The sequence below is a fragment of the Myxococcus sp. CA051A genome (genome assembly GCF_013336705.1).
Taxonomy (GTDB): domain Bacteria; phylum Myxococcota; class Myxococcia; order Myxococcales; family Myxococcaceae; genus Myxococcus; species Myxococcus llanfairpwllgwyngyllgogerychwyrndrobwllllantysiliogogogochensis.
In genome coordinates, this window is the sequence record NZ_JABUMS010000001.1 from 235,219 (window position 1) to 262,168 (window position 26,950).

Sequence of the window (26,950 nt, forward strand, 5' to 3'; positions counted from 1 at the left end):
GGAGCGCGGTGTCGGCCAGTCGACAGTTCCAGGCTAGGGCAGCACCCACCGCACCCACGTGGCTCCGTACACCATGAGCACCGCGGCGGCGAGCAGGTCCAGCAGCACTCCCACGCGCATCATCACCGGCAGGCGCACCACTCCGCTGCCGAAGACGATGGCGTTGGGCGGCGTGCCCGCGGGCAGGGCGAAGTCGCACGAGGCCGCGAAGGTGCTCACCGCCAGCAGGGGCCGCGAGGCGGGCAGCACGTTGAGCATGACGTTCGTCGTGGCCGTGTTGGACGCGATGGCCGACAGCAGGATGGTGGCGCTGGCGACCACGCCGTGCTGCACCAGGACTGGCAGCGACTCCAGGCCGGACAGCCGTGAGGTCATCCACGAGGCCAGGCCACTGGCCTCGATGCCCGCCGCCAGCGCGAAGCCGCCGCCCAGCAGGAGCAGCGTGTCCCAGGGCACGCGCCGCAGGGCTGCCACGGACAGACGCCCCAGTACGAGCAGCGTCAGCGCGCCGACCATCGCCACCATGGCCTCGTAGTGCTTGCCCCCCAGCTTGAAGCCGTTGAAGGCGTGGGCCACGGGGCCGGCGAGCACCTGGCGCAGCGGGTCGCCGAAAATCCACAGCAACGCCGCCACGAAGAAGACGAGGCCCACCGTGCGCTCCCCCCGTGAGAGGGGGCCCAACTGGGCCAGCTCGCGGTCGATGACGTCCCCGCCCTGGCCGGGGCCCATCTTGTCGCGACGGGCCCACCTCCACAGCACCGCCCACGTCAGCGGCAGGAAGATGAGGACGAAGGGGAGGGCCGCGACCATGTACTCGACGAAGCCCACGTCGGTGCCCAGCCGGCGCGACACCACGCCCGCGAAGACGGAGTTGGTGGGGCTGCCAATCTTGGTGCCGATGCCGCCGATGTTGGAGCCGTACGCGACGGCCAGCATGAGCGCCGCGCCGAAGTGCTCCAGGGGGCGTCCTTCCGCGGCGCGGAGCTGGGAGAGCAGCGCCATGCCAATGGGCACCATCATCACCGCCGTGGCGGTGTTGGAAATCCAGAGCGACACGGCGGCGGTGGCCGCGAGCATGCCGAACAGCAGCCGCTCCGGCCCGGTGCCGACGGCGCGCATGATGAGCAGGGCGATTCTCCGGTGCAGGCCCCACTGCTCCATGCCCGCGCCCAGGGCCATGCCACCCATGAAGAGGAAGATGTAGGGGTCCAGGAAGGGCAGGGTGGCGCGCCCCACCGCGACGGCGACGTTGTCCGTGTCGAAGACGCCCAGCAGTGGAAAGAGCGCCACGGGGAGCACCGCCGTCCACGCCATGGGGACGGCCTCGGTGAACCACCAGAGGGCCATCCACGCGGCGACGGCGGCCGCGGCGGCGGGGCGGTGGTCCAGGCCAGGCAGGGTGTGGAGACCGGAGGGAATCCCGTAGATGAGGGCGGCGGCCACGGGCCCGGCGATGCGTCCCACCCACTGTCCCGTTGTCGCACGCCGCACGGCCTGCTCGCTCATAAGTCGTGGCACCGTCGCACAGGTGGCGCCGGGGGTGGGAGGGGAAAGCCCCGGCTGCGGCCCGGCGTGCGTGGGGCGCTCCCGCCCGGCCGTGGTAGGTTGGCGCTCTCCCGCGCCGCGCCATGATTCAATTCTTCCACGTCTACAAGGCGTATCCCGGCGATCCGCCGGTGCTCTCGGACATCAACCTCAGTGTGGAGAAGGGCGAGTTCGTGTTCCTCACGGGCCCTTCCGGCGCGGGGAAGACGACGCTGCTCAAGCTCATCTTCTGCGCGGAGAAAGCCACCAAGGGGCAGATTCTGGTGGGGGGCCGCAACATCGCCCGCATCCGTGAGTCCGCCGTGCCGTACCTGCGCCGCAACATCGGCGTCGTGTTCCAGGACTTCAAGCTGCTGCCGCACCGGACGGTGGAGGACAACGTGTCCTTCACGCTGGACGTGCTGGGCGTGCCGCGCGCGGAAGCGCGCGACAAGGTGCGGCGGATGCTGAAGCTGGTGGGTCTGGAGCACAAGGCGGACTCGTTCCCCCTGCGCCTCTCCGGTGGAGAGCAGCAGCGCGTGGTCATCGCGCGGGCGCTGGTCAATGACCCGACCATCCTCCTGGCGGACGAGCCCACCGGTAACCTGGACCCGGCGCTCACCGTCGAAATCATGGACCTGCTCACCCAGGTGAACATTCGAGGCACCACGGTGGTGGTGGCCACGCACGACGCCACGCTGCTGTCGCGCTACCAGAAGCGCACGGTGGGCCTGGAGCGCGGGCAGATTGTCTCCGACGAGGACGGCGTCAAGGCGGCGCGACGGATGGTGGTATGAGCGCGCTGGCGAAGACGCGGTACTTCTGGCGCTCGGCGGCGGTGGGGCTCAAGCACTCGCCCTTCGTGCACTTCATCGCGGTGACCACCATCGCCATCGCCCTGTTCTCCGCGGGGCTCGCGCGGGGCAGCGCCCGGGTGCTGGACAACCTGCTCGCGTCGCTGGGCGGCGAAGTCGAAGTCACGGTGTATCTGGCACCGGAGCTGGGACAGGACGAGGCGCATGGCGTGCGCGCCCGCGTCGAGGAGCTCAGCCAGGGCCAGGTGACGCTGGTGCCTCCGGATGCCGCGCTGGAGCGGCTTCGCACCGAGCTGGGCGACTTGGGCGAGGCCCTGTCGGAGCTGCCGGAGAACCCGCTGCCCGCGGCGCTGGAGCTGCGTGTCCCTCCAGAGCAGCGCACGCCCGAGGCGCTCCAGGCCCTGGCGAAGGAGCTGCGCGCGCTGCCCGGGGTGTCCGGCGTGGACTACGGAGAGCAGGCCGTGGAGCGACTGACGGCCATCGCCCGGGCCCTGCGCTTCGGCGCGCTGGTGGCCTTCGTCGTCGTTCTGGGCGCCACCGTGGTCATCGTCGCGGCCACGCTCCAGCTCGCCATCTATTCGCGGCGCGAGGAGATTGAAATCCAGAAGCTGGTCGGCGCCACGGACCGCTTCGTCAAGGCGCCCTTCCTGCTGGAGGGACTGCTCCAGGGGTTGCTCGGCGCGGGTGTGGCGTTGCTCGGGCTGTGGGCCTTTGGTCGGCTGGTGGGGCCCACGCTGGGCTCGCTGTTCGCGTTCCTCCTGGGCCCGGGTGTCGCCGCGCCGTGGGTGGAGCCGCGATTGGTGCTGGAGTTGGTGGGCGCGGGGTGCGGCCTGGGGCTGGGCGGCAGCTTCGTCGCGGTGGGTCGTTTCCTGCGCGTATGAGCCGCTCCTTCGTCCTCGCCCTGGCGCTGGTGCTGGCCGGCCTCCCCGCGCACGCGCAGAAGCTGGAGGAGGCGGAGCAGTCCGCGCTGCGCGAGAAGCTCGCCGCCCAGCGCGCGACGCTGGCGCTCGTCGAGTCGAAGAAGCTCACGGTGCTCGAGGGCCTGGAGCTGATGGAGGAGATGGTCGCCTTCTCCCGGCGGCGCGTGCGGGCCCTGGAGGCGGACCTCGCGGTGTTCCGCAAGCGCGTCATCCTGGCCGAGCGCGAGGAGGTGCTGCTGCGCGAGGCGCTGCGCGTGCAACTGCGGCGACTGTCCCCCCGGCTGCGCACCCTCTACCGCGTCATGCGCCGGCGGCCGCTGGAGGTGCTCCTGTCGGCGGAGGACTTCGCCGCGCTGGTGTGGCGGGCCCGCGCGCTGGAGGCGAGCATGTCGGGCGATTTGGACCTGCTGCGCGGCGTGCAGCGCGTGGCCCACCTACAGCGGCAGTCCACGCTCGAGCTGAAGCGGCTCCAGACCTCGCTCGCCGCGCGGGTCACCTTCCTCCAGGAGCAGGAGCGGCTGGCCCGCGCGCAGCACGAGGCGCTCGAGGAAGTGGTGGGCTCGCTCGCGGGCGAGGCCGAGCTGGCCCGTCGCGCGGTGAAGGAGCTGGAGCAGGCGGACGCGGAGCTGACCCAGGTGGTGCGCGAGCTGAAGGAAGCCCCCGCCACGCATGGTTTCGGAGCCCTGCGCGGCAAGCTGCCACAGCCCACGCGCGGCATCATCGAGGTGGCGTTCGGCAAGGTCGTCAACCCGCGCTTCAACACCGTCACCGTGCAGAAGGGGCTCGACATTCGCGCCGCCACCGGGACACCCGTGGTCGCCGTCGCCGATGGCACCGTCGTCTATGCGGGCTCGCTGCGGGGCTACGGCAACCTGCTCATCGTCGACCACGGCGACGGCTACCACACGCTCATGGCCCACCTGTCCGTCATCGCCCTGGAGCTGGGCGCCGCCGTGGCCACCGGCGAGGTGGTGGGCGAAGTGGGAGACACGGGCTCGCTCAAGGGCTCGTACCTCTACTTCGAGGTCCGAAAGTCCGGGCAGGCCGTCGACCCCGGGCCCTGGCTGGCCCCTGTGCCATGACGCGTTGCGGCGAAACGATTCGCGCCTTGTTATCCTGAGGCAACAGACTCCCACCACGAGAGGAGCAGGCGAGCGCATGGACCTCATGGGCGGAATGCAGAAGGCGGTACGGCGCGTGCTGGTGGCGCGAGGTGTCCAGTCCTCGACAGTCGATGTCGGGGGGCAGTCGGTGCACTTCTACTCGCTGAAGGGGCAGGGGAAGGGGCCGCCGGTGGTGCTGGTGCACGGACTGGGCGGCTCGGCCAATGGCTTCGGCCGCACCTTCTTCGGCCTGGCGAAGCGCTTCTCGCGAGTCGTCGCGCCCGACCTGCCAGGGCACGGCTTCTCCACCGAGTACTGCGGTGGGCAGGTCTGCGTGCGCAACCAGTTCGAGGTGCTGCGCGCCTTCGTGGAGCAGGAGGTGAAGGAGCCGGCCTTCGTCGTCGGCAACTCGCTGGGCGGAGCGATGGCGGTGAGCCTCGCGTCGGAGTATCCCCAGTGGGTGCGCGCGCTGGTGCTGGTGGCTCCGGCGGGCGCGGAGCTGCCGGTGGAGGAGAGCACCGCGCTGCTCAATTCCTTCAAGGTGGGCACGCCCGCGGAGGCCCGCGCCTTCACGAGGCGCCTGTTCCACCAGGCCCCGCTGCCCGCGCTGCTCCTGGCGACCGAGCTGCGCCGCTTCTATGACACACCCACCGTGAAGGCCCTCACCGCCGAGGCGATGTCCACCCGGCTCAGCCTGGAGCCAGAAGCGGTGCGCAAGCTGTCCATGCCGGTGCTGTTCCTCTGGGGTGGCAGCGAGCGGCTGTTGCCGTCACGCTCCCTGGACTGGTTCCGTGCCCACCTGCCGGCGCACGCGCAGGTGCGGGTGGTCCAGGGCTTCGGGCACGTGCCGCAGATGGAGCGTCCGGACGAGCTGGTGTCGCACCTGGTGCGCTTCGCGGATGCGTCGAGCCTCTGAGGGCCGGGTATAGACTGGGCCGCCCTTCGAGCCTCACCGCGAAAGGACGTACCGACGTGACGGGTCTCCACCAGCCATGGCGCGCGGCGCTGGCCGCGCTCCTCCTCCTGTCAGGGCCCTCGGCCGCGGAAGAGAAGAAGGACGCGGCCGCGCGGTCCTCCGCTTCCAGCGCGGTACGGGCGGAGAAGGACGACGTCACCTACCGACAGCTGGAGACCTTCGCTCGCGTGCTGTCGTACGTGGAGAACAACTACGTGGAGGGGCCGGACCAGGAGCGGCTCATCTACGGCGCCATCCAGGGCATGCTCGACACGTTGGATCCGCACACCGTCTTCATGCCTCCGGAGGTCTTCCGCGAGATGAAGATCGACACCTCGGGCGAGTGGGGTGGGCTGGGCATCGAAATCGCGCGCAAGAACGACCGCATCGTCGTCGTGGCTCCCATCGACGACACGCCGGCGGCGCGCGCGGGAATCAAGGCGGGCGACGAGCTGGTGGGCATCGACGGCGAGAGCACGCGGGGCATGGACGTGGGGCGGGCCATGCAGAAGATGCGAGGGCCCGCGGGGGGACGTGTGCTCTTGAGCATCCTGCGGCACGGCTTCAGCGCGCCTCGCGAAATCGCCATCATCCGGGACCACATCCGCATCGTCTCCGTGGAGAGCGAGCTCTACGGCGGCTTCGGCCACGTCAAGGTGAAGAACTTCCAGGAGCGCACGGACCTGTACCTGCGCAAGGAACTCGACAGGCTGCGCGGCCTCAACGGTGGCAAGGAGCTGCGCGGCGTGGTGCTGGACCTGCGCAACAACCCGGGCGGCCTGCTGGACCAGGCGGTGGCGGTGAGTGACCGCTTCCTGCCGGGCAACCTGCCCATCGTCTCCACCCGGGGACGTGACGGTCGCAACTCCACCGAGGAGCGCAGCAAGGACCGCGACACGGAGAAGAACTACCCCCTCGTCGTGCTGGTCAACGCGGGCAGCGCGTCCGCGTCCGAAATCGTGGCCGGCGCGCTCCAGGACCACGGCCGCGCCACCGTCCTGGGCACGCAGACGTTCGGCAAGGGCAGCGTCCAGACGGTCATCGAGCTGGAGGACGGCTCCGGTTTGAAGCTGACCATCGCCCGCTACTACACGCCCAAGGGCCGCAGCATCCAGGAGCGGGGCATCACCCCCGACTACGTCGTGCCGGACGAGCCGGGTGGCAAGCCGGGCCGTGAGACGCCACGCGAGAAGGACCTCCAGCGTCACTTCCGCGCCGAGTCCACCTCTACCTCCGAGTCGTCCTCTTCCGCGCCTCGCGGCCTGCCCGAGAACCTCGCGCCGTGGGACGCCACCGCGGCCCTCAAGGACTATCCGCTCAAGGTCGCCCTCGAGTATCTCAACGGCCTCAGCACCGCTTCGGGGCGCCCTCCGGCTCACGCCGAGGGTCGTTGAAGACACCTTCCCCCTTGCATTTCGGCGAGACCTCCATTTGATGGCGGGCGGACAAAGGTGAACGAGTGATGCGACCTTCGAGCAATCGCGCGATGCACGCGGCCCTCAGCGGGTGGTTGGTGGGCATGCTGGCCGTCGGCCCCGCCGCCGCGCAGTCGAGCCTCCCCCTCCGACTGACTCCCCGAGCAGTACCCACCGCCTCACCGTCCTCCGTGACGGTGGTGGCCATCTCGCTGGATGCGACATCACGAACGGAGGCGGCGCGGCTGGCGTACTGGGCGGAGCAGTCGGTGGCGCGCTCCGGACGGCTGGACCTGGTGCGGTTGTCGGACGCGCTGGACGCGCAGGGCAAGGCGGCGCGCGAGGCGAAGGCCGCCGAGGGCGCGTCGGCCATGAAGGACGGCCAGACGGCGTATGACGAATTGGACACGCAGAAGGCGCTCCAGCAGTTCGAGGCGGCCGCGCGCGCGTTCGAGGCGAGTGACTTGTCGCGCAACTTCGGCGACCTGAGCCGCGCCCGGGTGATGAAGGCGGCCTCGCAGGTGGCCAACGGCGAGGGCACGGCGGCGCAGTTGGAGATTCGCGCGGTGCTGGCGGTGGACCCCCGCGCCCAGTTCTCGCCCAACTTCTTCCCGCCGGACGACATGGCCTTCGTGGACAAGGAGCGCAAGGCGGCGCTGGCCGGCTCCACCGCGACGCTCTCGGTGCGCACCGAGCCCGTGCCCGCGCAGGTGTACGTGGACGGCCAGTTCCGTGGCGTGTCGCCGGTGGACCTCAAGGGGCTGACGCCCGCGGACCACTACGTGACGGTGATGGCGCCGGGCTTCGAGGTGGAGCAGCGCCGGGCACGCGAGGGCGAGACGACGCTCACGCTGGCTCCCGCCGCTTCCATGCGCGCGCTCCAGACGCTGACCGAGCGCATTGTGCGCAAGCCGGAGGGGCCGGAGCGTGACCTGGCCCTGCGCGAGCTGGGCACGCTCGCGGGCGTGTCCCAGGTGCTGGCCCTGCTGGTTCGCGGTGGCACGGGCACCGCTCCGCTCCAGGTGACGGGCCTGCGGCTCGACGTCGCGGACGGACACAACCTGGCCTACGCGCTGGGACCGGTTCCCGCGGGCGAGACCATGGCGACGGGCTCCGACGCGCTCTTGTCCTCACTGGTGGGCGCCGACACGGCCCGGCTCGCTGGCAACAAGCCGGTGACCCACTTCGCGAGCGGCGGTGGCTCCAACCGCAAGACGCTGGGCTATGTGCTGATGGCCACCGGCGTGGCGCTCTTGGCGGGCGGCATCTACTTCGGCATGGAGGCGTCCTCGAAGGAGGATGACTTCCGACGCGCGCCGCAGACGAGCCCCCGGGCTCAGGACTTCAAGGACACGGGCAAGACGTACGCGCTGGTCGCGGACATCGGGCTGCTCACGGGCGCGGTCGCCGCGGGACTCGGTGGCTACTTCGCCTTCTCCGGTGGCGGCAGCGGTGGCGGTGACTCCAAGCCCACCCCCGCGCCGGCGCCCGCACCCAAGCGTTCGCGTGCCACGCCGCCCCCCAAGTCCGACTCCAAGAGCGACTCGTTGAGCATGCCTCCGCCCCCCAAGGGCACCAGGCCCGTGGGCGAGTCGCTGCCCATGCCGCCTCCGCCGCCCCCGGCGAAGACGACGCCCGCGGCCCCTCCCGCGAAGACGACGCCCGTGGCTCCCGCCGCGAAGACGACGCCCGTGGCTCCCGCCGCGAAGACGACCCCGCCGCCCCCGGTGAGCGAGCCGCCGCCGCCGCCCACGACGCGCTCGCAGGACACGCGCCGCTCCAAGGACGACGAGGCCGCCCAGCGCGAAGAAGAGCTGCGCAAGCGGCGTGAAGAGGTGGAGCGCCAGCGCCGCGAACTGGAGGACCGCCGCAAGCAGGAGGAGGAGTCGGAGGCCAAGCGCAAGCGCGAGGAAGAGGAGAAGCGCAAGCGCGAGGAAGACGAGAAGAAGAAGCGGCCGTCCATCGACGAAGACGATCTCCGGAATTACTAGCCATGCGCCGTCCCCTTCGTTTCCTCATTCCCTTCGCGGCCCTGTCCCTGGGCCTGTCCGCGTGCAGCCTCCTGGTCGACTTCGACGAGGAGGGGCAGCCGTGTGACGACCGCAACCAATGCCTGGAGGGCTTCATCTGCAAGGACGACAGCTGTGTCCGGGACAGCAGCGCCGTTCCGGACTCCGGCTCGGATGCGGGCTCGCCAGGGCAGACGGACTCCGGTTCGGATGCGGGCTCGCCAGGGCAGACGGACGCGGGTCCGGTTGACGCGGGCCCGGTGGACGCCGGGCCGTAGTCGCCGCCGCGAGGGGCGGTAGTTCCTACAGCCCCTCGCTTCGCGTGGTCCGGTTGCCGCGCCGTGTCCTCGGGGACACGCCCGCCTGGCGGCCCCCCTGCCGACGCAAACCCCCGTCTCCACGGGGACTGTCGGGGCGAAGCCGGGGGGGCCACCCTCCCGGGAGGGGTTGGCATCCGCCGTGCTCTGTCGTGTGCCCAGGAGGTTTCATCGACATGGGCAAGCGCGTCGGAGTGCTGATGGGCGGGTGGGGCGAGGAGCGGGAGATTTCGCTCAAGACGGGAGAGGCCGTGGTCGCGGCGCTGGAATCCCGCGGCCATCAGGTCACCCGGGTGTTCGCGGGGCCGGGTCTGGACAGGGCGCTGCGCGCCGCGGAGCTGGACGTGGCCTTCATCGCGCTGCACGGGCGCATGGGCGAGGACGGCCGGGTGCAGGGCCTCCTGGAGTTGCTGGAGCTGCCGTACACGGGCTCGGGCGTGCTGGCCTCGGCGCTGGCGATGAACAAGCCCATGGCCAAGAAGCTCTTCCGCCTGCACAACCTGCCCACGCCCCAGGGGTATCGCGTGGGTCGCGACGACGCCGCGCGCGCCCTGGAGCTGCAAGGTGACCTGGGCTTCCCCTGCGTCGTGAAGCCCGCATGCGGCGGCTCGTCGGTGGGCCTGTCCATCGTCCGCGAGCCGGAGTCGCTCGTCACGGCGGTGGCCCAGGCGTGCCGCTTCGGCGGCGAGGCGCTGGTGGAGCGCTTCATTCCGGGCCGCGAGGTGACGGTGGGCATCCTCGGCGACAAGGTGCTGGGCAGCTGCGAGGTAGGCACTCCTCGCGAGGGCTTCGACTTCGAGGCCAAGTACAAGGGCGGCGCGCGCTACTTCCTGCCGCCCCGCCTGTCCGCCACGCGCGTGGCCAATGTGGAGGCCCTGGCGCTCTCCGCGTACCGCGCCCTGGGCTGCCGGGGGTACGCCCGAGTGGACCTCTTGTGCTCCGACACCGACAACGACGTGGTGCTGGAGGTCAACACGCTGCCCGGCTTCACCCCCACCAGCCTGCTGTCCAAGATTGCCTCCCATGCGGGCGTGGAGTTCCCGGAGCTCGTCGAGCGCATCCTCGCGCTGGCGACGCGGGACGAGGCGGGTGTCAGGGACGCGCCCGTGGTCGCCCCCGCTCCCACCATCTCCGAGCCTCGCCGCGCGGTGAGCTGACCTTCCGGGTAGTCCGAGTCCTGGCGCCGCCTCAGCCCCGGCGCCAACCCCTTGGATCTCCTCGAAGCCCCGGTAACGCGAGGTGTCACCCCGGACCTGAACGGAACGTTCAAACTCTGGGAATAATTTGACACGTCCTTGACGCCTCCCTATTGTCCGGCGCGATCAGTCCTGGATGGTTAAAGCCTTGTCTTTTCGGGCACATACGGGACGGGGGCTCAGCGGACCCAGGAGGCGGCGGTCGGCGTGAGACGGGATTCCGATGCCGCCACGCAAGGAAGGACCGCGGGCCACGGGGGCTGCGCGGGAGGGGCTGAGCGTCACTGATGACCACCGTCGAGATCATCTTCCTGGGCGTCTATTTCAGCGTCCTGTGCGTGCTGGCGGTTTACGGCTCGCACCGGTACCGAATGGCGTTCCTGTATTACCGGCACAAGTTCAAGCTGCCGACGCCCAAGAGCCCTTTGAAGGAGCTTCCACGCGTCACCATCCAACTCCCCATCTTCAACGAGATGTATGTGGTGGAGCGTCTGGTGGAGTCGGTGTGCCGCATCGACTACCCCCGCGAGCTCCTGGAAATCCAGGTTCTCGACGACTCAACGGATGAGACGTGTGGCATCGCCCGGGCGTGCGTGGAGCGGCACCGGCAGAAGGGCCACGACATCGTCTACATCCACCGCGTCAACCGCGAGGGATTCAAGGCGGGCGCGCTGGAGCACGGGCTGAAGTCGGCGCGGGGCGAGTTCGTCGCCGTGTTCGACGCGGACTTCGTGCCGAGCCCTGACTTCCTGTTGCGCACGGTGCCGTTCTTCTCCGACGCGAAGGTGGGCATGGTGCAGGTGCGCTGGGGGCACCTCAACCGTGAGTTCTCCATCCTCACGCAGGCCCAGAGCATCTTCCTGGACGGCCACTTCATCATCGAGCACACGGCGCGCAACCGCTCCGGCTGCTTCTTCAACTTCAACGGCACCGCCGGCATCTGGCGTCGCGGCACCATCGCGGACGCGGGTGGCTGGCAGCACGACACGCTGACCGAGGACCTGGACTTGAGCTACCGCGCTCAGCTCAAGGGCTGGCAGTTCGTGTTCCTCCCGGAGGTCATCTCCCCGGCCGAAGTCCCGGTGGACATGAACGCCTTCAAGAGCCAGCAGCACCGCTGGGCCAAGGGCTCCATCCAGACGGCGAAGAAGCTGCTCCCCACCATCCTCAAGAGCGACCTGCCGCTGGCGGTGAAGCGCGAGGCGTTCTTCCACCTCACCAACAACATGGCTTATCTGTTGATGGTGCTGCTGTCGGTGCTGATGCCCATCAGCATGGTGGTGCGCTTCCAGCACGGCCTCTACGGCACGCTGTTCCTGGACCTGCCCTTCTTCATCTCCGCGACGGCGAGCGTGTGCTTCTTCTACGTCGCCGCGCAGCGGGAGCGGGGCGTGACGGGCTGGGAGCGGGTGAAGTACCTGCCGTTCCTGATGAGCCTGGGCATCGGCCTGGCCATCAACAACGCCAAGGCCGTGGCGGAGGCGCTGCTCAACCAGCAGTCGGGCTTCGCCCGCACGCCGAAGACGGGCGCCGAGGGCAAGAAGGTCATCGCGGTGAAGAAGGCGTACCGCGGCAGCAAGACGCTGATGCCGGTGGTGGAGCTGCTGTTCGCGGCGTACTTCACCGGGGCGCTGTGGTTCGCCATCGACGCGCGCATCTACACGTCGCTGCCCTTCATCATCCTGTTCCAGGCGGGCTTCCTCTACGTGGGCATCTCCAGCCTGCTGCAGGGGCTCGCCGGCCGCGTGAAGCTCAGCGACGCCAGCCCCGCGGTGAATCCCGCCGAGGAGCAGGCCCGCCGCGCCGCCTGAAGGTGACTCGCGCCGCGCCCCTTTGCATCGGGGCGCGGTGGCTTGTGTCCCTAGAGGCCCGCGTCCGGCGGGTCTCGAAGCAGTATCTGCCGCAGCCTCACTGGAGGCGGACCGGAGCGGGAAGGCCGGCACCCTTCGTCGATGGACGTGCTGGCCACCGCGCGCAGCGTGAGGCCCGCGTCGTCACACGCCACCAGCTCCGTGGGGAACGCGACGGGGCAGGGTGCTCCCGAGCCGGTGAAGCCCGTGGCGCGCGTCTCGCCCACGAAACCTCCGGGTGTGCGCTCGAGGATGATGGACGCGGTGCTCGAGTCGGGTGACTCCGTGCCCGCGTCGCCGTCCGCGCGGGCTCGCACCACGGCCAGTGACAGCGTCCCGCCATCATCTTCGCCGTGGTAGCGGAAGGCCGGATTCTCGGCGTGGCGGTACTCGCCTGCCTGGCTGCTCTCGCACCCCGCGGGGACGCGCACAGGGGGCGGAGGTGGGGGCCGCGTCTCCACGGTGGGAGGAGCCTTGGCGGGACACGCCGTGAGACAGAGAACACTGAAGCCGAGGGCCAATGAGGGCAGGGCGCGGTGCATGGGGCGCGGATATTGGCTGAATGGACGGTTGGGAGGGACTTCGTTTGATTCCCCTTGGACGACTCTCTAACCTTCGGTCCGTCATGAGCATTCGACGCCTCGTCCTCTTTTCGCTGGTGGCCGCCCTGGTGGCCCCGTCTTCCGCGCTCGCGCAGGCCGATGACCTCCTGGCCCCCCTCACGCCGTCGAAGTCGTCGAAGGCGAAGGCGGGCAAGACGAAGGTGGTGAAGAAGAAGAAGGCGGAGAAGGTGACGAAGAAGCCCGCGCGCACCAAGGCTCCGGCCACCGCGAGGGGCAGCAAGAAGAAGAACCTGCCGCCTCCCGACGAAGGCCTGCTGGCGCCGCTGGCCCCGGTGAAGACGGAGCTGGCGGTGTTCATCGGCGGCCCCGTCCGGGGTGCGCGGCTGACGCTGGATGGTCGCGACGTGGGGGTGCTCACGCCGGCTCCCACGCAACTGACGGTGACGCCGGGCGAGCACACGCTGGTGGTCCGCAAGCCGGGCTACGCGGAATACACGCGGCGGCTGGACGTGAAGGAGGGCACGCAGACTGAGGTCAAGGTGGCGCTGGAGGCCACCATGGGCTTCGCGCGAGCGCTCGCGGATGTGGCCGGCACCGTGGTGCTGGTGGACGACGTCGAGGTGGGCACGGTGCCGCTGAGCGACATCCTCCTCAAGCCCGGCTCGCGCGAAATCGAGTTCCGCGCCGAGGGCTACAAGTCCCACGTCCACAACATCAACGTGCTGGCCGGGACGAACTACGAGCTGACCGGGCGGATGCGCCCGGCGGTGGACACGGGTCTGGCGAGCAACACGGCGCGTGCCGGGGACTCTCCGCGCACCCCGCCGGTGCTGGACCCCTCGACGTCGATGCCTGACGAGCCGAACCCGGCCCTGTCGTTCGACAACGACTCGCCGGACGTGGAGGTGGAGAGCTCCAGCAAGCCCTGGTACGGGCGTTGGTACGTCTGGGCGGGAGTGGGCGCGGTGGTCGCCGCCGGTACCGTGGGCGCGGTGATGGCCACGCGGGACCCCACCCTCAAGCTGCAGGACAAGAACACGCTGTGCCCCGAGGACTGCGTCTTCTTGAAGGGCGGAGCCCCACGCTCTGGTGGCGCCGGTGCGGGTCCCTTCAAGACGCCCGCGGTCGGCGGGCTGCGCTTCTAGGCTTGGGTGCTCCAGGCCGCGCCCGCGCTGCTTCGGCGGGAGCGCGGCCTGTCGGGCCTCATTCGCCGCGCAAGTCATCCTCGACGGCGCGCTGCTCCGGGGCGGTGAGCACCAGGTAGACGTCCGACACGCGGCCCACGCCCCAGGAGTCCAGGACGGTGACGCGGACCTTGAAGGGCGAGGACTCCGGCAGCAGCTCGGTGACGTCAATCTCGCCGGGCTCGAAGCTGAAGGCGCGGCGGCCCACGTTGTCGACCTGCTCGTTGCCCATGTGGACGCTCTCGGTGAAGCCCACGACGGCGCGCCGCACCACCTTCTTGCCCTGGCCGTCGAGCACTTCCAGCAGCAGGAAGTTGTCCACGCTGAAGCCGAGCGTGCCCTTGGCGTCGCCGTAAAGCCGGGCCCGCTGGCCATCCCGGCGCAGCACCGCGCTCTCTCCGAAGGTGACGACGCGAGGCGTGCGCTCGCCTTCGTCCGTGTCGACCTCCACGTCATCGCGCACCTTGTCGAAGGACTCCGTCTCCTGGGGCGGCGTGTCGGCCACGAGGCGGACGGCGCGGGGGGCCAGGGAAACAGAGGGGGTGGGGGCGGCCGCGGGGACGTTCCGCGCACACGCCATCCACCCGAGGGCAGCGGCCAGGAGAAGCGTTCGAGAGTGCATGCCCACGAAGGCTAGACGAGCCGTGGTGCCCCGGGTCAATTAGCATGCGCGCATGCGGACGCTCCTGCCTGGCCTGCTGTCGTGGTGCATGCTCCTCGGGCAGCCCGCTCGAGGAGAAGAGGTCTCCCCGGAGGTGCAGCTGAGCCTCCAGCACCTCAAGCCCGCCGAGCGGGAGCGCGCGGCGAAGGCGCTGGGGCCGCTGGATGAACTGCCGCGCTACCGGGTGCAGTTGGAGGTGGACCCTGTCTCCCGCGAGGCGAAGGGGCGGGTGCAGGTGGAGGTGATGGCCCGCGACAAGCCGCTGACGGAGCTGTACCTGCGGGTGACGCCCAACGCGCAGGGGGGCAAGCGCGTGGTGCTGTCCGATGCGCGGCTGGGGCGCCAGCCCATCGTCCTGGAGCAGCCGGAGCCCACGTTGTACCGCTATCGACTGGTGGACCCGGTGCCTCCGGGCGCGGCGGCGGTGCTGGACGTGGCCGTCCGGGCCGTCGCCCCGAAGGGGGAGAAGCCCGCGGCGACGCTCCTCGGGGGTGGAGGGCAGGGGCCGAAGGGCGACCACGGGGCCTTTTCTGTCACGGCGGACTTCATGAGCCTGGTCGGCGTCGTGCCCCAGGTTCCGCCGCTGGACGACAAGGGCCAGCCCTGGGCGGGGCCGCAGGGCATCGGAGACCTGGCGTTGTATGCGCCGGCGCATGTGCTGGCCTCCATCACCGTGCCGTCGGGCTGGTCCGTGCATGCCACGGGCGTGGCGATGGGTGAGGTGCCCGAGCGCGACGGCCGCGTGCGTTTCGCCTTCGCCGCGGGCGCGGTGCGCGACTTCCCCATCCTCGTGTCCAAGGGCTACGAGGTGTCCACGGCCACGGTGAACGGCGTCACGGTGGAGAGCCACTACGCGGTGAAGGACAAGGACGTGGGCGAGCGCGTGCTGAAGTACGCCTCGTCGGCGCTGGCGGAGTTCGAGAAGCGCCTGGGGCCGCTGCCGTACACGCACTTCCGGGTGGTGGAGGCGCCGCTGTCCGGTGGGGCGGGAGGCATGGAGTTCCCCGGCCTCATCACCGTGTCGAGCATGCTGTATCGCGGCGTGGTGGACCCGTTCGAGCTGGTGGCCGGCCAGGTGGACGTGGAGCAGTTGAAGGAAGTGCTGGCGATGCTGGGCCCCGCGGGTTCCGCGCCCCTGACACAACTGAGTGGCTCGCTGGAGCGCACGCTGGAGTTCACCGTCGCGCACGAGGTGGCGCACCAGTACTTCGCGGGCCTCGTGGGTTCGGACCCCATCCACGCCCCCGTGGTGGACGAGTCGCTGGCCCAGTACGCCGCGCTCCTCTACATCGAGTGGAAGCACGGCAAGGCGGCGGCGGAGGCGCTCCGGCGCGAGCTGCTGGTGTCGCCGTACCACATGTATCGGCTGGCGGGCGGCGAGGACGCGCGAGCGGACCGGCCCACGAGCGCGTTCGACAACGAGACGGAGTACGGGGCGCTGGTGTACGGCAAGGCGCCGCTGCTGCACCACGCGTCACGCAAGCTGGTGGGCGACACCGCGTTCTTCCAGGGCCTGCGTTCCTACGTGGACGCGTACCGCTTCAAGTGGACGTGCAAGGAGTGCTTCACCAAGGAGCTGGCCAAGGCGAGCCCTGGGAACGCGAAGGCCCTGGAGCGGCTGCGCGTGCGCTGGTGGAACGAGGCCCGTGGCGATGATGACCTGGGCCTGCCCAACCTGGACGCGGTGATGGGCACGCTGGGCGCCGGAAGCGGGTTGGACGTGGACAACCTGGACCCGCAGACGAAGGAGTTGCTCGAGTCGATTCTACCCTCGCTGCTGGGGCAGTGAGGGCAGGGCGTCAGTCGAAGAGCGCCTGGACGAACTCGTGCGGCTCGAAACGGCGCAGGTCCGCGATTTTCTCGCCCACGCCGACCCATACGACGGGCAGCTTCAGCTCGTCGCAGATGCCGATGATGACGCCGCCCTTGGCGGTGCCGTCCAGCTTCGTCAGGGCGATGGCGGTGATGCCCACGGCCTCGTGGAACTGCTTGGCCTGCTGAATGGCGTTCTGCCCGTTGGTGGAGTCCAGCACGAGCAGCACCTCGTGCGGCGTGCCGGGCATGGCCTTGTCCATGACGCGCTTGACCTTCTTCAGCTCCTCCATCAGCGGCGCCTTGGTGTGCAGCCGGCCCGCCGTGTCGGCGATGACGACGTCGGCGCCCTCGGCCTGGGCCTTCTTGATGGCGTCGAAGATGACGGAGCCCGGGTCACCACCCTCGGTGCCCTTCACCAACTGCGCCTTCGCGCGCTCGGCCCACACGTCGAGCTGCTCGGTGGCGGCGGCGCGGAACGTGTCGCCCGCGGCCAGGATGACCTTCTTGCCCTCGCCCGTGAGCTTCGCGGCGAGCTTGCCAATGGTCGTCGTCTTCCCCGCGCCGTTGACGCCCACCACCATGACGACGTGCGGCGGTCCGCCGCCTTCCAGCGAGCGCGGCACGGGCAGGTCGACGATGCGGGCGACCTCCGTGCGGATGAGGTCCTTGATGCGATGGGAGTCACTCAGCTCGCTGCGCTTGAGCTTCTCGCGTGCCACCTCCACCAACTCGCTGGCCGTGCGCACGCCGATGTCCGCCGTGAAGAGAATCTCCTCCAGCTCCACCAGCACGGACTCGTCCACCTGCCGCTGCTGGCCGAACAGGCCGTTGAGGCGGGCCATGAAGCCCTGGCTCCGCGTCTTGTCCAGGCCCTGGGCCAGCGTACGGCCGGCCTCGGCATCTACCTTGGCGCGGGCGGCGGCCTCCTCGGCGCGACGGGCCTCCTCGACGACGGCGGCCTCCCGGGCGCGCTCGTCCTCCACGAGCCGCTGGGCCTCGGCCTGCTCGCGCTTGCGCCGCTCCCGGGCCTCTTCATCGGCGGCCTTCTTCGCGCGGTACTCGGCGCGCTTCTCCTCCTCCTCACGCTCCTTGAGGACCCGGGCCTGTTCCTCCAGCCGGGCGCGCTCGCCCGAGTCGGTGGTGGTCCTGGCGGCGAGGGCGGCCTCCTCTCGCTGACGGGCCAGCTCCTGGGCGCGGGCGTGGGCCTCGTCCACCTCGCGAAGCCGGGCGGCCTCCTTCTCGGAGGGCGGCAGCTCCACGCGCAGCTCGGGCCGCTCCGCGGGCAGCGCGGGCCTCTGCTCCGGGACGGGGACGCCGGGCTTCCTGCCGGGCTCGGGGGCGCGCTTGCGGAAGAAGAGCTTCTTGGCCGCCAGAATCATCAGCAGGGCGAAGAGGGCGGCTCCGCCAATGCCCACCGCGTCGCCCGCGGTGAGGCCATCCGACGGAGGGGTTCCCGTCCCCGGTTGGGTCGTCTCCCCGCCCGGAGTGGGGGCGGGGGAGGGGGAGGGCGGCACCTGAGCGGTCAGGGCGTCGAGGGCATTGGGGGTCTTCATGTGCGCCGCTCCGCATACACCAACACGCCGGTGGATGCAGCGCCCGTGGCCGAGTAGAACCGACGTGCCATGCGCCTCAAGCTCCCCACCGTCATGCTTTCGTCGGTCCTCCTGCTGGGAAGTGCCTGCATCGTCGAGGCCCCGGGTGGTGCGAGTCCCGAGCAGCGGCGAGCCGCCACCGTCACCCAGGTACCAGCCCTGTCCGTGCGCAATGGCGCAAACCTGGGCGGCAAGGTGGAGCTGGTCGCCGCCACCGTGCAACCCGGGCGGCTGACGCCCGGGGAGCGGGCCCAGGTCACCGTCTACTTCAAGGTGCTCGAGGCCCTGGACGCCGACTACCTCATCTTCGTCCACGTCGAGGACGCCGGCGGGCGCATGGAGCGGATGAACCTGGACCACATGCCGGCCAACGGCATGTTGCCCACGTCACAGTGGAAGCCGGGCGAGACGGTGAAGGACGAGTTCTCCATCTACCTCCCCGCCGACGCCAACCCGAAGGCCCTCAACATCTGGCTGGGCCTGTGGGACCCGAAGACGGATGCCCGCCTGCCGCTGACGAACCGGGACGCGGTGCGAAACGACGGAAGGGACCGCATCCTCATCGCCCAGGTCCCCGTGGCCCACTGAAAGACGCGTCGCGTCGTGCTTCACCTCGCGGGTGGTGAGGACCCGGTGGTGGTCGCGAAGAGGTTGAGGTCGAGCACCTCCGAGAGGTGCCGGATGGCCCGCTGGCCCCTCACGCTGTTGCCGAAACGGTCCAGCGGAGGGCTGAACGCGGCGATGGCGAGCCTGCCTGGAACGACGGCGAGGATTCCGCCGCCCACGCCGCTCTTGGCGGGCAACCCGACCTCGTATTGCCACGTGCCCGTGTTGTCGTAGAGGCCGCTCATGGTCATCTCGGCGAGAATCCGGGGCACGTGCTCCGCCTTGACGGCGCGTTGCCGGGTGAGGGGGTTGATGCCCCCCGCGGCGAGGGTGGCCCCCATCACCGCCAGGTCATGGGTGGTCAGTCCGACCGAGCACTGGCGCGTGTAGACGTCCGTCGCCTCCATGGGGTCGCTGTAGAGGGTGTGGCTGCTGTCGAGCAGCCACGCGAGGGCGCGGTTGTGCTGATTGGTCGCGCTCTCCGAGCGGTAGACCTCGTCCATGACCTCGAGCTTGCGGCCCGCGAAGGCGCACAGGGTCTCGTGAATCTTCTCCCAGCGGTGCGCCGCCGAGTCCGCGGGAATCAGGCTGACGGTGGCGATGGCCCCCGCGTTGACGAAGGGGTTGAGCGGCTTGCCGTCATGCACCACGAGCGCGTGGACGGAGGCGAAGGACTCGCCGGTGGGGTTGTCGCCCACCTTCTTCCGGAGGACTTCCGCGCCCACCTCGTCGAGCACCCGCGCGAGGGTGAAGACCTTGGAGATGGACTCGATGGCGAACTCGGAGCGGGTGTCCCCGGCCTCAGTCGCCTGTCCGTCCGCGGTGATGACGACCAGCCCGAAACGCTCGGGTTGGACGCGCGCGAGCACCGGGATGTAGCTGGCGTTCTGTCCTTCCTTCAGGTCCAGGTATCGCTGGTGCGCTTCAGTGGTCGCCGCGCGGATGGTGGCGGGTGTCGTCGGTGCGCCCATCGGGTTGCCTCCTGTCGTGGGGAGTCGTGGGAGGCCAGGCCTCCTCTTCGTCTTGCGTCGGAGCCGCGCCGGGGTGGCCCGAGGCGCCGGGCTTCTCCCAGTTGAAGGGGGCCAGGTCGCGCGCCCCCGCCGCCGAGCGCCAGCTGGCCTTGCGCCGCGCATAGAGGATGAGGGGGATGGCCACGAAGAGGACGTTGCCGCCGATGAGGATGAGCACGTACGTCATCGGGCTGCCGACCTTGATTTGCGACGGCGGGATGAAGCTGAGCACGAACGCGACGAGCGCTCCGATGAGGCCCGCTCCGCCGATAACCCACATGCCCACTTCTCCACCTGGGACGCGGTACGCGCGCTTCGTGTGCGGCTCGCTGTAGCGCAGGTAGATGGCGGCCGAGAACATCAGCATGTACATGATGAGGTAGAGCGTCGACGTGAGCTGGCTGAGGATTTGATACGCCGCCTGCACCGACGGAAGGATGACGAACATCAACGACAGGAAGGTGACCACCAGCCCCTGGACGATGAGGATGTGGCTGGGCGCGCCGTGTCTGTTCATTCGTTGGAAGAACGGCGGCAGATAGCCCGCTCGGCCCACGACTCCCAGCGCCGCCGAGGGGCCGGAGACCCACACCGTGACACTGCCCAGCACGCCCAGGAAGAGGGCCGCTGCTATCACCGGTGACAGCCAGGCCATTCCAAACGCCTTGAAGAAGTCGCGGTACGAGACGAGCAGGCTCTGGGTCAGATTGATCTGCGTCTTGGGGATGATGAAGCTGATGGCCAGCGTGCCGAGCACGAAGAGCACCACCGTCGTCACTGACGCGATGAGGATGGCGAGCGGATAGGTGCGCGAGGGGTTCTTGGCATCCACGACGTGGATGGCGTTCATCTCCATGCCTGCGTAGAACAAGAAGATGGACGCGGCGAGCACCAGGTTTCCGAACTGGCTGAAGTCGGGAATCACCTTGTCCCAGCCGAGTTGAATCTGGAGCGGTCGTCCCGAGGCCATGTACACGAGGCCAAACGCGATGAGCAGCAAGGCGGGGATGATGGTGCCGATGAGGCCCGCCCACTTGGAGATTTTCGAGGACGTCTTGAGCCCGCGCAGCGAGACGAAGGTCGCCGCCCAGTACAGGCCCAGCACGATGAGAATCGTGTAGAACTTGTTGCTGGAGAGCGACTTGTCCCACGTCTGGTTGGGGCCGACGAACGCCAGCGCCACCGCGCCGTAGGTGAGCACCGTCGGGAACCAGATGGTGGACTCCATCCAGACCAGGAAGATGGCGAGGAAGCCCCACCGGGGACCAAAGGCCTCGCCGACCCAGCGAAACACACCGCCCTTCTCGGGCCAGCCCGTGGCCAGCTCCGCCGCCACCAGCGACACCGGGATGAGGAAGAACACCGCGGCGAAGGTGTAATAGAAGAGGGACGTCAGCCCGTATTCGGCTTCCGCGGGCAGGCCTCGCAGGCTGACGACGGCCGTGACGTTCATGATGGCCAGCGTGAGCACGCCCAGCTTGGGCGCCGCACTGGCGGCAATGGGTTTTCTGGTCGTCCCCGACTCCATGGAGTCTTCCCTCGGTCCTGGTTCGTGTGGTGTTTCAGTAGCGGTACTGGAGGGTGAGCTGTCCGCGGACGGCCTGTCCGGACTGGCTGTCGATGGCGCGGTTGTAGCCCCACAGCCCCTCGACGCCGACGAGGACGCCCTTCATGGGTTTGGCCACCAGGTTCAGGGACGCGTATTGCGAGCGGCGGAAGCTCTTCGCGTCGAGCGAGGCCTCGAAGTCGCGGTCCCAGAGCTTGAGCCACCCATAGGTCGCGGTGGAGCTGAGCTTGGGTGTCCATGCGTAGGCGAAGCCCGCGTAGGCCCCGAGCAGGGGCACGGCCTTGAGTGCGCCGCGCGTGTTCAGCGCGGCGTCGTACTGCGCGCCGCCCGTGTCGTTGAGGTACGCGCCAATGCCTTGTCCCCCCGCGACGCCGATGAGCAGCGTGTGCTTGTGGGAGAAGTGGTGGGCGCCGGTGAGATTGCCGCCGATGCCCAGCACCGTCTTGCTGTCCTTGCTGTCCTTGGACTGGATGCCCACCGCTCGCACCAGACCGGCGAGCTGCAGGTGGCCCCAGGCTCCCTCGGTGCGCCAGGCGAGGACTCCGTCGGGGAGCATGTCGCGCGCATCTCCCGCGGACGTGGGCACGTTGGAGCCGGGCTGCTCCAGGGCGACGTGGAGGAACATCCGCCGCTGCTTGTCGTGGGACAGGGTGTGGCTGTAGCGGGCCACGGCATGCTTGGAGAAGACGAGCGCGTTGGGGCCCTCGAAATCGAGGGTGCTCGGATAGGCATCGACGTCCGCGAAGGTCGAATCGGTGAAGCCCGCCAGCACGCCGCCCAGTTGCGCGTAGACGTAGTTCGGGTGGAAGCCGAAGGTGGGCTGAGCTTGGGCGAAGCTCGTGGTGAAGAGCAGCCGCATCGGCCCCAGCTCCGTCCTGCCGCGCATCTCCAGCGAGATGTCGGACGGGTTGGCGGTGGCTGTCGTGTGGGTGCCCGGAGAGTGGAAGAAGGGTTGTCCGCGCACGGGGATGGCGGACGTGGTGAACCAGGTGGGCGTGCCCAGGAGCTTGGAGCTGACGGTGAACGCGGTGGTGGCGCCGATGCCGAGCTTCAGGAAGACCTTCGTGCTCGGAATCCGGAAGTAACCGGGCAGCGTCGTGTCGAAGACCGCGTGGTCGGGCCGTGGAGCGAAGGCCTGGGTGTTGGAGGGGAGCTTCAGGTCGAGGAAGGGCAGCTCCGGGAGCGCCAGTTCCTCACTAGGCGACAGGGCAGCGGAGGACGTGTCTGTCTTCGCGTCCTGGCTCGTGGAGGAGGACTCCTGGGCCTGGGCGTCCCAGGCGAGGGTGCTCAGTGACGCCATCAGCGCGATGGCGACGCCGCGACCAGGGAACTGCTGTGAAGGGACTGAAGAGGTCATCGGGTCCGTTGCCGCCACGGCGAAGTGGCTGAAAACGTAGGGACCCGCTGGTGCCAGTCATCCCAGCTAGCGAGTCTTGCCCGATGTTGGAAAGCGGGCCGCCCTCTTCCCCGCGCGGATGTCGCGCGTGCGGGCCTGTCAGCGCGCGCGGGAGTGCGGCAGGCCGTGGTGATGCGATTGGATGAGCCACTGGACGAGCGCGCTGCCCGCGACGGCGACGACGGTGAGGACGAGCGAGAGCGGCTGGGTCTTCGCGGAGCTGACGAGGAAGGTGATGAGGACGACTCCCATCAGTGTCGCGCCCACGCCAATGACGGCGCGCGAGGCTCCCGTCTGGCGCGCGAGCTTCCAGCACGCGACGTGGACCGCCATGTAACAGATGAGGAAGGTCGCGCTGGCGACATTGGCGATGGCGCCCAGGCTCATGGTGTTGACCATCACCAGGATGGCGACCACGCCCCACATGAAGCCCTTCGTGCTCTTGCCCTTGAGGGGTGTGCTGAAGGCTTGGGGGAGTTGGCCGGCGCGAGCCTGCGCGGACGACACGTTGAGGGCGGCGAAGAGCGTGGCGTTGATGGCCGACGCGGTGGCGAGCAAGGCCCCGAGCGCGACGATGGTGAACCCCGCGGCGCCGAGCACGGGCCGCGCCGCCTGGGCCACGGCGGTGTCCGCGTCACGGGCGAGCTCCGCGGGGGGCACCAGGGAGAGGACTGTCACGGAGAGCCCCACGTACAGCACCGTCACCACGCCGATGGCCAGGAAGATGGCCTGGGGAATGGTCTTCTTGGGATTGGCCACATCCGACGCGGCGTTGGCCATCATGCCGAAGCCCGAGTAGGCGAAGAAGCACAGCCCCACGCTCGAGACGAGGGCGGTGAGCCCCAGGTGGGGGTGCGAGTTCAGGTGCTGCGTTCCGCCCTGGGTCATGGAGTAGATGCCCACGGCGAGCAGGCCGCCCAGGATGACGAGCTTGATGGACACGAGGGCGACCTCCGCCTTGCCCACCGCGCCCGAGCCGACGGCATTCAGGACCGACAGCAGGATGACGATGGCCGACCCGAAGATGCTGAACCAGAGGTGTCCTCCGCTCGGGAGGAAGAGGCGGGTGGCGTAGGCTCCGAACGTCTTGGCCACCATGGCGATGCTGATGGCCAGGGTGACGAGGTAGATGAGCGAGAGCGTCCCGGAGACGAGCCCTCGTCCGAAGCCTTCCTCGAAGAAGAGGGTGATGCCGCCGGAGCTGGGGTAGCGCGAGCTGAGCCTGGCGTAGGAGTAACCGGACAAGAGGGTGACGACTCCCGCGAGCGCGAACGCGAGCCAGGTCTTCGGGCCGACGAGCAGCGCGGCCTGTCCCAGCAGCGCGAAGATGCCGGCTCCCACCATGGAGCCGATTCCGAGCGCGCTGACCGCCCAGAGGCTCATCGCCGCCCGCCGCGCGGGCGGGCCCTTCGTTGGTTGCTCCGCCATGGGGGCCCTCGAGGCAGGCGTTCCACCTGGCGCCGCTCGGGCCCCCGCGGTCTGCCTGGGGAGAGCTCGAGGTGGAGCCTCGTGGGAACGTCATGACGAAGGTTGGCGCGCTGTTCACTGCCCACAAGACGGGCAGGGCAGCGCAGCGGACCTCCCGCCCACCTGACCACCCCCGGGGGAGGGGGCTGGGAGACGAGCGGGGCATTGTGCGAACAGGAAAAGCGCCGGAGTGGCCCTGTAAGCCGAGTTCTGTCCCCGCCCCTTTCGGAACGGGCGATGAACATTCATCTAGGGCCCTGGTTACCCAGGGGCCTCATCAGCGAGCAACCCGAACGCATGGGACGGGCAATCCCTGTCCCCCGGACAGCGGGGACGCGCTCCTATTGGCTCTTGCTCCAGGTGGGGTTTACCGTGCCGTCTGAGTCACCCCAGACGCGGTGCGCTCTTACCGCACCGTTTCACCCTTACCCGCCCCCTTGCGGGAACAGGCGGTCTGTTTTCTGTGGCACTTTCCTGCGAGTCGCCTCGACTGGCTGTTAGCCAGCACCCTGCCCTATGGAGCCCGGACTTTCCTCCCGCCACCCGTGACTGCGGTGGCCGGCGTTCACCCGGACCACTCCGGCACCTGTCCCTTACAACAGGCTCGGGACAGCGGTCCACTCCAGGGGGCTCGCGAGGCTTGGGGGACTACATCCGCTCGTCGATGGCGCGGTTGCTCATCTCATCCGCCTCGGCGTTCTTCGCGCGGGGGATGTGGTGGAGCTTCACCTTGGAGAAAAGTCCCAGCAGCCGCCGCGCCTCCTCGAAGAGGGGCCTCAGCGTCATGCTCTTCACCTGGTACTGCCCACCGAGCTGGCGGATGAGCAGCTCGCTGTCGGCGTAGACGTCCACCTCGCGCGCGCCCATCGACTTCGCGTGCTTCAGGCCTAGCAGGAGCCCCTGATACTCGGCGGAGTTGTTCGTCTGCGTCCCGAGGAAGCGGCCCAGTCGCGCCACCACGTGGCCTTCGGGGTCCGTCACCACCGCGCCCGCGCCCGCGGGCCCGGGGTTTCCTCTCGCGGCGCCGTCCGAATAGACGCGCACGCGAGGAAGGGGCTCGGAAGGAGGGGACGGCTGCACCGCTGTCGAGGCGGGAGCCGAGGTCGCCGTCACTCCGTCCTCGGCCCTCGAGGGAGGGCCCAGACGGGTGGCGGCTTCGTCGAGAAGCTGACCCAGTCGCTCCCGCGTGAGTCCGCGGAAGGTGCGCACCGTCGACGAGAGCGGCTCCTCACGCGCGATGTGGCGGAGGATGTCGACGAGGGACGGTGCGGGCATCGCGGCCTACTTCGCCGCCGCGGGTGTTTCCTGGAGGGCTTCCACCGCGTAGATGATGCGGTTGCAGGACGGGCAGACGTCCGTGCCCAGCGAGGTGCGCAGGTTGTTGTAGAGCTGCGGGGGCACGTTCATGTTGCAGCCCTGGCAGGTCCCCGCCACCACGCCGACCAGCGCGGGCAGCTTCTTCTTGCGGATGACCTCGTAGCGCCGCAGCAGGTTCGAATCGACGGCGCTCGCGACGCCAGAGCGACGGCCCTCGAGCGTCTTCACCTGCGCCTCGGACTCGCCCAGCTTGCCGCGCAGCTCCGCCATTCGCGCCGTGAGGCCTTGCTGCTTCGTTCCGAAGTCGGCCTCCTTCCCCTTGAGGGCCTCGCGAGCCAGGCCGAGCTGCTTGATCAGCTCCACCTGCTCCTCGGCCATCGTCAGGTTGGCCTTCTTGGCGATGTCGATTTCACGGGCGAGGGCGGAGTACTCGCGGGTGGAGCGCTGTTCGCTCAGCCGCGCCTCCCACTTCTTCACCTTGTCCTTCTCGTCCGTGATGTTCTGCTCGCGCTCCGTCTTCTGCCGCTCCATGTCAGTGACGCGCGCGCGCTCAGCCTCGATGGCGCTGCGAGCTACACCCAACTCCCGCTCCAACTCGGCAATCTGACGGGGGTGGACGTCCGCGGCCTTCCGGAGCGATGCGACCTCCAGGTCCACATTCTGAAGCTCCGCCAGCGCCTTCAATTTCTCCCGCAAAGTTGCTGCCTCCCACAGAGCCGCACCGTGTACGGCCGCGCGCTCTTCTACCAACAAGGGTGATAAGGGTCCAACGCCCAAATGGACCATGAGTCATCCCCTGGGCCCTTGGATTGCTCCTCGCCATTTGAAAGAGCTTCACGCACCCGTTAGACCGGGCACGTGCTCCGCGCCACCTTTCATCGCCCGTTGCTCCTCCTCGCGCTCGTCTCCGCCTGCCGCGAGACGCCCCCTCCCTCGGCCCCCGTCGCTCCCGCGCCGACGGCTCCCTCGCCCGCGCGCCCTGCCGCCGACGTGAAGTGGGGTGTCATCGAGGGTCGCGTTCGCCTCACGGGCACGCCCCCGGCCCCCACCTTGTCTCCCACCACCGGCACCGTTGTGTCCGTGTGCGGCGAGCAGGCGGAGGACCGCTCTCTCGTCGTCGGCGCCGAAGGGGCACTCGCCCACACAGTGGTTTCCCTCAAGTCCGGCGCCGGGCTCCCCGCACCGGCGAGCCTCCCGGCCGACCCCGTGCTGGACCAGAAGAAGTGCGTCTACGAGCCGCCCGTCCTGGCCGCCCGGGCAGGCGGCACCCTGACGCTGCGGAACTCTGATCCACTCGTGCACAACGTGCGCGCCGCCTCCGGTTCCAACCGCTCCTTCTTCAACGTGGCCATGCCGCTGGAGGGGATGACGACCCGCAAGCCGCTCCCCGCGGAGCCGGGCGTGGTGCCCATCCGCTGTGACATCCACCCGTGGATGCGCGCCGTGGTGCGTACCTTCGACCACTCGTACTTCGCCACCACCAGCCCGGAAGGGCGCTTCCGCCTGGAGGTCCCCGAGGGCACCCACACCCTCGTCCTCTGGCACGAGCGGCTGCCCCAGGCCGAGCAGACCGTGAATGTCCGCGCCGGAGAGGTCGTCGAGGTGGAGCAGTCCTGGGCGGTAGGAGACCTGAAGTAGCTGGCCCGCTCAGGCCTGTAGCAAAAGAGT

23 protein-coding genes and 1 other RNA gene are annotated in these 26,950 nt (G+C 69.4%); 13 read left to right on the top strand and 11 right to left on the bottom strand.

Annotated features, from left to right (window positions below):
• Positions 1–33 precede the first annotated feature (33 nt).
• Entirely contained in the window at positions 34–1,491 is a 1,458-nt protein-coding gene (locus HUA74_RS00865; RefSeq protein ID WP_371817179.1) for a DASS family sodium-coupled anion symporter, read from the bottom strand.
• 137 nt (positions 1,492–1,628) lie between these two features.
• Here HUA74_RS00865 and ftsE point away from each other — a divergent pair, with 137 nt between their 5' ends.
• The 9 genes from ftsE to HUA74_RS00910 all read left to right on the top strand — a co-directional run bounded on the left by ftsE (position 1,629) and on the right by HUA74_RS00910 (position 12,065).
• Positions 1,629–2,321 (top strand): cell division ATP-binding protein FtsE, encoded by a 693-nt coding sequence (ftsE, locus tag HUA74_RS00870; protein WP_141642860.1) that lies wholly within the window; start codon positions 1,629–1,631, stop codon positions 2,319–2,321.
• Positions 2,318–3,220 carry an ABC transporter permease gene (locus HUA74_RS00875; protein ID WP_141642859.1) on the top strand — a complete coding sequence of 301 codons (903 nt, stop codon included), beginning with the start codon at positions 2,318–2,320 and terminating at the stop codon, positions 3,218–3,220. The genes ftsE and HUA74_RS00875 overlap by 4 nt, the downstream gene beginning before the upstream one ends.
• Positions 3,217–4,341, top strand: a complete 1,125-nt coding sequence (locus HUA74_RS00880) for a murein hydrolase activator EnvC (protein ID WP_174453041.1) — start codon at positions 3,217–3,219, stop codon at positions 4,339–4,341. Before HUA74_RS00875 ends, HUA74_RS00880 begins: the two co-directional genes overlap by 4 nt.
• A gap of 76 nt (positions 4,342–4,417) precedes the next feature.
• Entirely contained in the window at positions 4,418–5,278 is an 861-nt protein-coding gene (locus HUA74_RS00885) for an alpha/beta fold hydrolase (RefSeq protein ID WP_141642857.1), read from the top strand.
• A gap of 56 nt (positions 5,279–5,334) precedes the next feature.
• A complete protein-coding gene (locus HUA74_RS00890) occupies positions 5,335–6,711 on the top strand; it encodes a S41 family peptidase (protein ID WP_174453042.1) in 1,377 nt (458 codons plus the stop codon).
• Positions 6,712–6,779: 68 nt separating this feature from the next.
• Entirely contained in the window at positions 6,780–8,723 is a 1,944-nt protein-coding gene (locus HUA74_RS00895; protein WP_174453043.1) for a PEGA domain-containing protein, read from the top strand.
• A gap of 2 nt (positions 8,724–8,725) precedes the next feature.
• Entirely contained in the window at positions 8,726–9,019 is a 294-nt protein-coding gene (locus HUA74_RS00900) for a hypothetical protein (protein WP_141649248.1), read from the top strand.
• A gap of 215 nt (positions 9,020–9,234) precedes the next feature.
• Positions 9,235–10,215: a D-alanine--D-alanine ligase gene (locus HUA74_RS00905; RefSeq protein ID WP_174453044.1), complete on the top strand. Its 981-nt coding sequence runs from the start codon at positions 9,235–9,237 to the stop codon at positions 10,213–10,215.
• A gap of 326 nt (positions 10,216–10,541) precedes the next feature.
• On the top strand, positions 10,542–12,065 hold the full coding sequence (locus HUA74_RS00910) for a cellulose synthase family protein (RefSeq protein ID WP_141649246.1): 1,524 nt from the start codon (positions 10,542–10,544) through the stop codon (positions 12,063–12,065).
• A 50-nt stretch (positions 12,066–12,115) separates the two neighbouring features.
• Here the strand turns inward: HUA74_RS00910 and HUA74_RS00915 are convergent, their stop codons facing one another.
• Positions 12,116–12,646 carry a hypothetical protein gene (locus HUA74_RS00915; protein WP_174453045.1) on the bottom strand — a complete coding sequence of 177 codons (531 nt, stop codon included), beginning with the start codon at positions 12,644–12,646 and terminating at the stop codon, positions 12,116–12,118.
• An 83-nt stretch (positions 12,647–12,729) separates the two neighbouring features.
• Between HUA74_RS00915 and HUA74_RS00920 the strand changes: the two genes are divergently transcribed.
• Entirely contained in the window at positions 12,730–13,812 is a 1,083-nt protein-coding gene (locus tag HUA74_RS00920) for a PEGA domain-containing protein (RefSeq protein ID WP_174453046.1), read from the top strand.
• Between the two features lie 58 nt (positions 13,813–13,870).
• Here the strand turns inward: HUA74_RS00920 and HUA74_RS00925 are convergent, their stop codons facing one another.
• Positions 13,871–14,473, bottom strand: coding sequence for a hypothetical protein (locus tag HUA74_RS00925; protein ID WP_174453047.1), 603 nt, complete (start codon positions 14,471–14,473; stop codon positions 13,871–13,873).
• Between the two features lie 52 nt (positions 14,474–14,525).
• Between HUA74_RS00925 and HUA74_RS00930 the strand changes: the two genes are divergently transcribed.
• Positions 14,526–16,301: a M1 family aminopeptidase gene (locus HUA74_RS00930; protein WP_174453048.1), complete on the top strand. Its 1,776-nt coding sequence runs from the start codon at positions 14,526–14,528 to the stop codon at positions 16,299–16,301.
• 10 nt (positions 16,302–16,311) lie between these two features.
• Here the strand turns inward: HUA74_RS00930 and ftsY are convergent, their stop codons facing one another.
• Entirely contained in the window at positions 16,312–17,880 is a 1,569-nt protein-coding gene (ftsY, locus tag HUA74_RS00935; RefSeq protein WP_174453049.1) for a signal recognition particle-docking protein FtsY, read from the bottom strand.
• Positions 17,881–17,949: 69 nt separating this feature from the next.
• Between ftsY and HUA74_RS00940 the strand changes: the two genes are divergently transcribed.
• A complete protein-coding gene (locus HUA74_RS00940) occupies positions 17,950–18,507 on the top strand; it encodes a hypothetical protein (RefSeq protein ID WP_141649162.1) in 558 nt (185 codons plus the stop codon).
• A 20-nt stretch (positions 18,508–18,527) separates the two neighbouring features.
• Here HUA74_RS00940 and glsA read toward each other — a convergent pair whose 3' ends face one another.
• The 7 genes from glsA to HUA74_RS00975 form a co-directional block, all read right to left on the bottom strand.
• Entirely contained in the window at positions 18,528–19,496 is a 969-nt protein-coding gene (gene glsA / locus HUA74_RS00945; protein WP_174453050.1) for a glutaminase A, read from the bottom strand.
• A complete protein-coding gene (gadC, locus tag HUA74_RS00950; RefSeq protein ID WP_174453051.1) occupies positions 19,450–21,063 on the bottom strand; it encodes a putative glutamine/gamma-aminobutyrate antiporter GadC in 1,614 nt (537 codons plus the stop codon). Before gadC ends, glsA begins: the two co-directional genes overlap by 47 nt.
• A gap of 34 nt (positions 21,064–21,097) precedes the next feature.
• Positions 21,098–22,459: a DcaP family trimeric outer membrane transporter gene (locus tag HUA74_RS00955; RefSeq protein ID WP_174453052.1), complete on the bottom strand. Its 1,362-nt coding sequence runs from the start codon at positions 22,457–22,459 to the stop codon at positions 21,098–21,100.
• Positions 22,460–22,597: 138 nt separating this feature from the next.
• Complete coding sequence (locus tag HUA74_RS00960) at positions 22,598–23,926, bottom strand: APC family permease (protein WP_174453053.1); 1,329 nt, start codon at positions 23,924–23,926, stop codon at positions 22,598–22,600.
• A 222-nt stretch (positions 23,927–24,148) separates the two neighbouring features.
• An RNA gene (gene rnpB / locus HUA74_RS00965) (RNase P RNA component class A) lies at positions 24,149–24,546 on the bottom strand.
• 67 nt (positions 24,547–24,613) lie between these two features.
• Positions 24,614–25,240, bottom strand: coding sequence for a ribonuclease HI family protein (locus HUA74_RS00970; protein WP_174453054.1), 627 nt, complete (start codon positions 25,238–25,240; stop codon positions 24,614–24,616).
• A gap of 6 nt (positions 25,241–25,246) precedes the next feature.
• Positions 25,247–25,978 carry a zinc ribbon domain-containing protein gene (locus tag HUA74_RS00975; RefSeq protein ID WP_174453055.1) on the bottom strand — a complete coding sequence of 244 codons (732 nt, stop codon included), beginning with the start codon at positions 25,976–25,978 and terminating at the stop codon, positions 25,247–25,249.
• 162 nt (positions 25,979–26,140) lie between these two features.
• On the opposite strand from HUA74_RS00975, the gene HUA74_RS00980 reads away from it, so the two are divergent.
• Positions 26,141–26,920: a hypothetical protein gene (locus tag HUA74_RS00980; protein ID WP_174453056.1), complete on the top strand. Its 780-nt coding sequence runs from the start codon at positions 26,141–26,143 to the stop codon at positions 26,918–26,920.
• Positions 26,921–26,950 lie beyond the last annotated feature (30 nt).

Excerpts from the sequence above, each read along its gene's own strand:
- HUA74_RS00925 (WP_174453047.1), bottom strand. The coding sequence starts at position 14,473 with ATGCACTCTCGAACGCTTCTCCTGGCCGCTGCCCTCGGGTGGATGGCG.
- HUA74_RS00930 (WP_174453048.1), top strand. The coding sequence starts at position 14,526 with ATGCGGACGCTCCTGCCTGGCCTGCTGTCGTGGTGCATGCTCCTCGGG.
- HUA74_RS00895 (WP_174453043.1), top strand. The coding sequence starts at position 6,780 with ATGCGACCTTCGAGCAATCGCGCGATGCACGCGGCCCTCAGCGGGTGG.
- HUA74_RS00875 (WP_141642859.1), top strand. The coding sequence starts at position 2,318 with ATGAGCGCGCTGGCGAAGACGCGGTACTTCTGGCGCTCGGCGGCGGTG.
- HUA74_RS00940 (WP_141649162.1), top strand. The coding sequence starts at position 17,950 with ATGCGCCTCAAGCTCCCCACCGTCATGCTTTCGTCGGTCCTCCTGCTG.
- HUA74_RS00885 (WP_141642857.1), top strand. The coding sequence starts at position 4,418 with ATGGACCTCATGGGCGGAATGCAGAAGGCGGTACGGCGCGTGCTGGTG.
- HUA74_RS00905 (WP_174453044.1), top strand. The coding sequence starts at position 9,235 with ATGGGCAAGCGCGTCGGAGTGCTGATGGGCGGGTGGGGCGAGGAGCGG.
- gadC (WP_174453051.1), bottom strand. The coding sequence starts at position 21,063 with ATGGAGTCGGGGACGACCAGAAAACCCATTGCCGCCAGTGCGGCGCCC.
- ftsY (WP_174453049.1), bottom strand. The coding sequence starts at position 17,880 with ATGAAGACCCCCAATGCCCTCGACGCCCTGACCGCTCAGGTGCCGCCC.
- HUA74_RS00910 (WP_141649246.1), top strand. The coding sequence starts at position 10,542 with ATGACCACCGTCGAGATCATCTTCCTGGGCGTCTATTTCAGCGTCCTG.
- HUA74_RS00970 (WP_174453054.1), bottom strand. The coding sequence starts at position 25,240 with ATGCCCGCACCGTCCCTCGTCGACATCCTCCGCCACATCGCGCGTGAG.
- HUA74_RS00880 (WP_174453041.1), top strand. The coding sequence starts at position 3,217 with ATGAGCCGCTCCTTCGTCCTCGCCCTGGCGCTGGTGCTGGCCGGCCTC.
- HUA74_RS00955 (WP_174453052.1), bottom strand. The coding sequence starts at position 22,459 with ATGACCTCTTCAGTCCCTTCACAGCAGTTCCCTGGTCGCGGCGTCGCC.
- glsA (WP_174453050.1), bottom strand. The coding sequence starts at position 19,496 with ATGGGCGCACCGACGACACCCGCCACCATCCGCGCGGCGACCACTGAA.
- HUA74_RS00920 (WP_174453046.1), top strand. The coding sequence starts at position 12,730 with ATGAGCATTCGACGCCTCGTCCTCTTTTCGCTGGTGGCCGCCCTGGTG.
- HUA74_RS00960 (WP_174453053.1), bottom strand. The coding sequence starts at position 23,926 with ATGGCGGAGCAACCAACGAAGGGCCCGCCCGCGCGGCGGGCGGCGATG.
- HUA74_RS00915 (WP_174453045.1), bottom strand. The coding sequence starts at position 12,646 with ATGCACCGCGCCCTGCCCTCATTGGCCCTCGGCTTCAGTGTTCTCTGT.
- HUA74_RS00900 (WP_141649248.1), top strand. The coding sequence starts at position 8,726 with ATGCGCCGTCCCCTTCGTTTCCTCATTCCCTTCGCGGCCCTGTCCCTG.
- ftsE (WP_141642860.1), top strand. The coding sequence starts at position 1,629 with ATGATTCAATTCTTCCACGTCTACAAGGCGTATCCCGGCGATCCGCCG.